This is a genomic window from Microcystis sp. M165S2 (genome assembly GCF_020245885.1).
Lineage (GTDB): Bacteria > Cyanobacteriota > Cyanobacteriia > Cyanobacteriales > Microcystaceae > Microcystis.
The window spans coordinates 1-7,177 of the sequence record NZ_JADBTZ010000293.1 but is presented as its reverse complement, the minus strand read 5'-3'; the positions used below and the strand labels follow the sequence as shown (position 1 = coordinate 7,177).

Here is a 7,177-nt window from a genome sequence, read left to right as displayed (position 1 = left end):
CTTAAATGTTTCAGGATATACTCCACAAAAGCGTTTAAACTCTTCTGGATTCAAATTTTTTACTTTTTCGTAAGTCATGGTTTTTCTGAGTGTTTTACTTTATTGTACATAATCAGTTCCTATTTTTGCAGGAGGTCTATTCAAGCAAATTGTCCCTAAGTCTTCCAACAAAGTCCGAAAGCTATGCACAGGGAGGTTCTCTTGATTCCGTTTTTTTCTCTCTTTAGATTGCACCGATTCACTGCGACTCGCCTTAATCACATCAACGGAGCTATCATCAATTTCTTCATCCTCAAATAACAAAGGAGCCAAAGACTGTTTTAAATGCCATTCCACATAATAAGCCAACATACATAAAAAGATATGAGCCTTGACTCTATCACCCTTATAATGATAGATAGGACGTACCTTTAAATCAATTGACTTATAACAGCGAAATGCCTCCTCCACTTGAGACAAACTTTTATAAGCTTTAACCGTCGTCGCTGCATCCATCAAAGTTGACTCCAGAGAAGTTCTTAACACATACACACCATCTAAGGCCGTTTCTTGAGCGATTAATTCCAGCTTACGCTGATAAGAAAAGCCTTCTTCTGTTATCTCTAGGTTATAGTATTTATTGACCTTAAACTGATTAAGAATCTTGCCCACTCTCAAAGCTATCTTATCTTGACCCTTTAAAGCCCTTTTCTCCCTTTGAGTCGCCTGAACAATCAAATCTAGTGCCTTCTCTACCGCTTCTAATAATGCCTCTCTTTGTAGTTGATTTTTCTGGGCAATGAAGGGATTCCGACAAGCAATTAATCTTTCATCGGGATAATCTTCACTCTCAAATTCCACCAAGTTTACCTGATCAAATAATCCTAATTGAATCACTTCTACCTCAGCCAGTTTCCGAATTTGAGGCTTAGTTAAACCAGTAATATAGTCTAATCCTTCTAGCGGTTTTACTAATTCCTTGATTTTCGAGTTGGTGAAAATTCCTCTATCGCTTACCCAGACCACATTCTCAATCCCCCAACCCATTGATGACTTTCTCAATTTGTCCGCTTAAAGTAGCACCGTCTGAGGTGTTTCCTTCAAATACTTCTACCGCTATCGGACAACCCTTAGCTGAACAGAGCAACCCAAAAACTATCTGAGTTTTCCCCTTCTTTTTATCTCGATTATAACCATATTTTCCCAGTTCACAACCATTTCCTTCTAGGTAGGTAGAAGTGACATCATACAAGACTAATGTTCCTGATTCTAAGTGTTTAAGTGCTAGGTGCTTCTCAATTTTATCTTGTTTTTCTAATAACCAATCTAAGGCGTTATATAATTCGTCTTCATCGGCTTTCTCTAAGTCTAACAATTGTCCTAAACTCTGACTACAAGTCTCACTATTAAACCCTCTCGCTGTGGCTAGTTTCGATTTAGGATTGATGATTCTTGCCACAATCATCGCCACTACTAAGTTTCTGATTCGTGATGATTTTTCACTGATTATTTTATCTAAACCTAATTTTTTAATCGTCTCTAAAATAGCCATCACATGACCATGAGGAAGACTTCTAATCACTTCAAAATGATTGGGAATGCCTTCATTCATTGACAGTGTTGCTCCTTTAAGAGCCAGTTTCAGATTGTCGATAATATCATCGGGTAATTTTGAGAGATTGGCCAGGGTTCTTTTTTTTGACTTGTTCTCCTTCTTTTGTAGGACTCTCGAAGAAGAACAGCGGGGGGGGAATTACGGTTAGGAACTTTTTCTATATACATGACCACTATTTTAGCAAATGGAGAGAATTCTTGTTCATTAAGAAATGTTACAAATTACATGGGTACATTAAGAAAAGTTAAGGGGGTGCATCCATTGATGGATAAGGGTTTTCGGCTATTATGGTATATATGTATGGGGTAAGTTCAGTTATAAAGCAACAGGTCTATTAAATCTTGTCTCGGTCAGGGCAATAGTTGTGATAGCTTCGGTAATAGCACTCGACATAAAAATTAGCTCACCAATCTAGATAAAATTTCTCGATGAATTAAAGCTCGATCGATTAAAAAATGTTTGCGATCGCTGGTTAATCCCTCTCCATTGGCATAAAAATTAATCCAAGTGGTACTAATATCATTAACTGCCTCTGGTAACTGATCTAATTCCCAACCCGGCATCGGTACTTCGGCAATTAATCGCGACACTTTCGGATCATAACTAAGGGCAAAACAACGACAATCTTCTGCCGCGGCCATAATTAAACTATGAAAGCGCATTCCGATCACCATTTCTACCCCACGAAATAAGCCTTTTAACTGTCTTGGATCCTCTAAACTAATGATTTGATGATTTTCCGTTAATTGACGGGCTACAGCTTCACAGAGGGGCAAATCCCGCGACTTTTGAAAAGGGACTAAGAGAATAAACGCCCCCGTGCTGATTTGTAAATCAATTAAAGCTCGGGTTAATTTATCTAATTTTGCTGGGGTTAATAGGGGATGAGGACGTAAATTGACGGCGATTCTTGGGGCGGGTAAATCCGATAATCCCTTGACTGATTGAGCGTCTAAAGCCCATACTGGATCGGGGGCAACAATGGGATGAATACCCCAATTGGCGACTAAATGAGCCGAAGTATCATCGCGCACAGTAACTAAACTACATTTTTGTAAAACTTTTTTGGTTAACCAACGGGTAAAAGGTCTATTTAATGGTCCAATTCCCTGCCCCCAAGCAATAGTTTTTAAGCCCAATAATTGAGCAAGAGCCATTAAACCACCGTAATAAATTGGACTGGCAAAACTGGTGACATCCTGCATTAAACTGCCGCCACCCCAGATAAATATATCCGCTTTTTTCATAGTTTGAAAAACTTGCCACCAATCCCTACTAGGACAGGTTTCCACTCCATAACGTTGACTGGTTTCTCTGGGATTATTTGACAAAACAATAGGTTTAATTGCTGAGGGCAACATCTGCAATAGAGACACTAATAATGCCTCATCTCCTCCGTTTCCTCTCCCATAATATCCACAAATTACTGCACGCATATATTCAGTTATCAGTTATCAGTTATCAGTTATCAGTTATCAGTTGTCAGTCAACATTTGCCTGTTGTCTGTTCCAGTGTTTTCTTGAAAGTAGGTTTTCCCTTTTTACTTTTTACTTTAAAAATGTCTCTTAGTTTCTTAAGTTATGCTGTCAGCTACAAGTTAGCAGTGACCAGTTTTATTGGATTCAGTTATCAGTTTATCTCTTTTCTTATTCCCACTCATAACTAATAGCTTAAACCTGATCACTGATCACTGATTTAGTCGTCCATTTGCCAGGGTTCGGTGATGTTTTTTTCATCGAGGATATTTTTGGCTCTTAAAATCAAGACTAATTCACCTAGTATGGTGACATCGGGGGAACTATCAAACCATTGTAAAGAGACGGAATTATCTGTCTCTACTAGATAATAATTGTTCACGTCCCATTCGGCCAAAACTCGATCGATCACTAATAATACCTCCTCGGATCTGGTGGCAATCGATCGAGGTAATTGATCGCTAGGCCATAAAATAGCTACAGGATCGATCGCTTTGAGAATTGCTTGCCAACCGGGGAGAGGCACAATTGTTTGTTTATCCCCCACCGTTACCAGTCGAAAAGGTTCCTCGACGCTCAAACTTTCTGTCTGTTTTATATCAGTTACCGTCACCGGAAATCTTCCTACTAAAGGAATAATTCTGGCTAATTCGTCCTCATCCTGTAAACGATGGACGGGTAGCAAAGGTGCGCTACGGGTGGGAGTAACGGTAAAATCTTGCAGTAAAGACTCGATCGCCTGTCTGGCCGAGTCAGAATGGGCAAATTTCAACCCTTTAGCGATTAATTTCGCTCTTTCGGCTAAATCTCGCTTTTGTTTGCCCCGTTTCCAACACTGATAAGCGATCGCATCTCCAGGATGACGGGTAAATTCACTGGGAATCTGGGATAAACGGGAAAAATCTTGGATTGCTTTGGCGATATCGTGTGCTTCAGCCACCTCAATCCTTTTTTCTGCCGCTAACTTCGCTGCCCCCAATCTTTGTTCTTGATTGAGAATCCGCAATTCGTATAACACATCACTGCGCGGCCCGATGTAGTAACTTAATAAATCTTCAGCTGCTCCCGCTTTGATTAAACTCTCAAAAACTTGGGCAGCGACAATAATTAAATTTTGTTGGGCATTTTGAAAACCCGTTTGTTCAAAGATTAACTGGGAATCGTAGCCAGCTTTTTGCAGTTTTTGACATTTTTGCCCCCAATTCACCCAATTTCCTTCCTTATGAAGCAGCGAGCGCATTAATTCGGTCGCTTCCGTTTCGCTGATTCGATCATCTGTACTGCGAGGCTGTTCTGTCATAGACAACTTGATCAAGCTACAATAACTAAAATTTATCTAATCCCTCAAAAATCTTCAAGAGCAATTAAGGTTAACAGGATAGACTAGATAGTAACAGGATAGCTGACAATCACCCCCTTCGTACCTGTTAGGGCAAGTTTATCTTCAATGTCTAGATTAAGAGTTAATGGAAGCATTCCCCCCTCGTCCCCAACTAACCCCGGTCAAAGGACGATGAAAACCAAGCGTCACCCCAAAGATAGCGCCTTGGGTTTAGTCTCTACCCTCAGCTTTCCGGCGATCGTCGGGACGGCGGATATGATGCTAAAATCAGCAGAAGTTACCCTCGTGGGTTACGAAAAAATTGGCGGTGGTCACTGTACAGCGATCGTGCGTGGTAATATTGCCGATGTGCGGTTAGCAGTGGAAGAAGGGGCAAAAACCGCCGCACAGTTCGGACAATTGGTATCTAAATCGGTTATTCCCCGACCGATGCCCAATTTAGAGGTAATTTTCCCAATTGGTAGCCGTTTAGCCGAAATTGCCCAAAGTCAACGGGGTTTCAGCAAACTGAGCAATATGTCGATCGGTCTCTTGGAAACCCGCGGTTTTCCTGCTATGGTGGGGGCAGCCGATGCAATGTTGAAATCGGCCGATGTACAGTTAGCTTCCTACGAGACGATTGGGGATGGTTTGTGTACGGCCATTATCCGGGGTTCCGTCGCTAATGTGGCCGTGGCCATTGATGCGGGAATGCGGGAAGCGGAGAAAATCGGTGAACTGCACGCGGTGATGATTATTCCCCGTTTATTGGAGGATTTAGAACATACTCTACCGGTAGCCAGCTACTGGTTAGAAACCCCCGAACCTTTACCGATGTTGTTACCCAATACCGTCCGGGAAAAACAACGGGAATTAGTCGCTTTACCGGAATTGGAAAAAACTAAAATACCGATTCGTCGCCAAGAAATGCAGGAAAAAGTGTTAGAAGAAGTGATTCCCGTGGAAGTTATCACCGATGAGGACAGTTATTAATTTTTATTTTCAACTTTGCTCCTGTGCTGCCAAAAGTACAGGAGCAAAAGGTTGAATTAGGGTTTGCATCAAAAAGTTTGTTGGTGGGTGTGGGGTGGATACTTGTATCGGGTATGAATGATAATTTGACGGTAAAAAATCTTTACAGAAGCCCCCGACAATTAAACGAATCGAATAATTATAAATTTTTGTCAAGAGGTGCAGTCAGATCGAATAATCGTCGCTGTAATGCCGGAAAGATCGCGTGATTTTAGCCTATTGTCAGGAATTCAGTTAAACAAGGTTTTTGGCAATATGCTAATCTGGCTAAACACGCTTGGCTCTTCTCGACTTTGTGTGATAATCAGTGCTTATCATTCGTAGGAGTCTTGCTAGGCAAAGCTTTGAAGACTATGTTTCTGGAAAATTATCCCTATCCTTCTTCCTTCCACACAGAAACCAGAAGAGCCCACGCTTTTGGGCGTGATATAGGGAAAAGTTCTGGCGATTGCGCCTAAATGGAGTGATATGCCGAAAGTTGACCCATATCGTTATTCTGGAGAGTGTTATACAGAAAGTTGACCTATAATATGTAGTTAGACAGTCACTATGATTCGGTCGCCTAGAGAGGGGCTGTGGATTGGTTTCGCAGCCCCAACCTCCCATGGCTCCCTGCCTGCCCCATTGACTGAGACCCATACTTTTGCAAGGGTTCTCAGAGATGTGTCGCTCAGTCAGATCCGGGGGACGCCAGCCCAGAAATTAGGTGCTAAGCGTATCTTTGAAAATCAAGTAGAAATTACTGGAGGATGCAATCATGCCGACACTTCGAATTCTGTATATAGAATGTATAACAACAGGTACAGGTCTTTTCTGGAAAGAGAATGATAAAGCGTTCTCGAAACTTCTAGGTAAAATCTTGGACGCTCAGAATAGGTTGCTAGGAACGGCTGGAGCGGTAACAGGATTCACGCCTTTGAATGTGCTGAAAGATGCAGTAAACTCGGCGGGAGACGTATGGAAGGAGGTGACCGATCTGATTGAAAGCCTCGGCCTTGACGGCTCAGATGATTTTTATATAAGTCTTTCTGACCAGGAGAGACAGCAGAAGGTATGGCCTTTACAAGAAGACTATTTTGAATTGGGTAATGAAACACCTCGAATCACTCTTGATCTACCAATTCCATACGATAGGACGATAACAGTTTATTTTTGGGAAAGAGATACTGGAAGTGACGATGATATTCTTGGTAGTCTCTCTGTGATTAGCCATGAGCTTGCAGGGAGAGGGGGTGAACCTGACACTGCTACAGGTATATTTGTGGGAAGCAAACAAGAAAATTCCTTGTATTACATCGTATTTTCGGGCGGTGTCGCCTTAAACAGTGATGGAAAACCGTCCCCATTAGGAACATCCGCTGCTGCTCTTTCTAAGATTGGCAGCTCTTCATCAGATCTTCAAGTAAATCTGGCAGATTTATTATCGGTAACTGCCATCAGCGGAGTGCCCGGTGGGGTGACATTGTTTGCGATCAAGGGTGATCGAAAGGTGTGGAGCCAGTATTATGATCCCCGCGTTGAAAACCCAGCATGGTCAGGATGGTTTGAGTTAGGAGGTAGCGTTTCCCCAGAAACCACAAACGTGTCTGCCGTTAGCTCATTACCCGGCGCAACCAGTCTCTTCGTCGTCGGTTTAGATGGCCGGATTTGGAGCAAGTTCTATGATCCCAGAATTGCAGATGCTAAATGGTCTGATTGGTTTGCTCTAGGGGATAACACATTTCCACCAACATCGGTGGTAACTGCCATCAGCG

4 protein-coding genes and 1 pseudogene are annotated in these 7,177 nt (G+C 42.1%); 2 read left to right on the top strand and 3 right to left on the bottom strand.

Features of this window, described 5'->3' with window-relative positions; genetic code table 11:
• Positions 1–135 precede the first annotated feature (135 nt).
• The 3 genes and pseudogenes from IM479_RS22735 to IM479_RS14845 form a co-directional block, all read right to left on the bottom strand.
• Positions 136–1,761, bottom strand: a pseudogene (locus tag IM479_RS22735) (IS1634 family transposase); the annotation flags it as partial.
• A 231-nt stretch (positions 1,762–1,992) separates the two neighbouring features.
• Entirely contained in the window at positions 1,993–3,030 is a 1,038-nt protein-coding gene (csaB, locus tag IM479_RS14850; protein ID WP_287684825.1) for a polysaccharide pyruvyl transferase CsaB, read from the bottom strand.
• 260 nt (positions 3,031–3,290) lie between these two features.
• Positions 3,291–4,370: a RuBisCO accumulation factor 1 gene (locus tag IM479_RS14845; protein ID WP_287699476.1), complete on the bottom strand. Its 1,080-nt coding sequence runs from the start codon at positions 4,368–4,370 to the stop codon at positions 3,291–3,293.
• 213 nt (positions 4,371–4,583) lie between these two features.
• On the opposite strand from IM479_RS14845, the gene ccmO reads away from it, so the two are divergent.
• Both ccmO and IM479_RS14835 read left to right on the top strand, forming a co-directional pair.
• The gene (gene ccmO / locus IM479_RS14840; RefSeq protein ID WP_002775137.1) at positions 4,584–5,384 is read left to right on the top strand and encodes a beta-carboxysome assembly protein CcmO; all 801 of its coding nucleotides are present in this window, start codon (positions 4,584–4,586) and stop codon (positions 5,382–5,384) included.
• 796 nt (positions 5,385–6,180) lie between these two features.
• A partial coding sequence (locus IM479_RS14835; RefSeq protein WP_287684822.1) for a DUF8189 domain-containing protein occupies positions 6,181–7,177 on the top strand: 997 nt, incomplete at its 3' end.